The 272-nt window shown below is 40.1% G+C and carries 1 pseudogene; it reads right to left on the bottom strand.

Going from position 1 to position 272, the window contains the following annotated elements:
- Positions 1-272: pseudogene (locus AN944_RS21205) on the bottom strand (IS3 family transposase); the annotation flags it as partial.

Raw genomic sequence — 272 nt, 5'->3', positions numbered from 1 at the left:
CTTAACTCGTACCCCATTATTTTTCTAGAATATGCGTCTGTCACCAGCGATAAGTAATGTGTTCCTTCATCTGATTTCACGTAGGTGATATCGCTAACTAGCACTTCTTCTACTCGTTCAACAATCTTGTCTTTAAGCAAATTAGGATGCTTTCTAAGCCAGTGATGACTATTCGTTGTTTTCGTGTAGTTTTTTCTCGGCTTCACCAACATATCTCGCTGTTTCAAGTATTGAAATAGCCCATCCCGACCGAGTTTTATGCCTTGCTCAAC

Source organism: Shewanella sp. P1-14-1, from assembly GCF_001401775.1.
Taxonomy (GTDB): domain Bacteria; phylum Pseudomonadota; class Gammaproteobacteria; order Enterobacterales; family Shewanellaceae; genus Shewanella; species Shewanella japonica.
The sequence above is the reverse complement of the archived record's forward strand: the minus strand, read 5'-3'. Positions and strand labels throughout refer to the sequence as shown.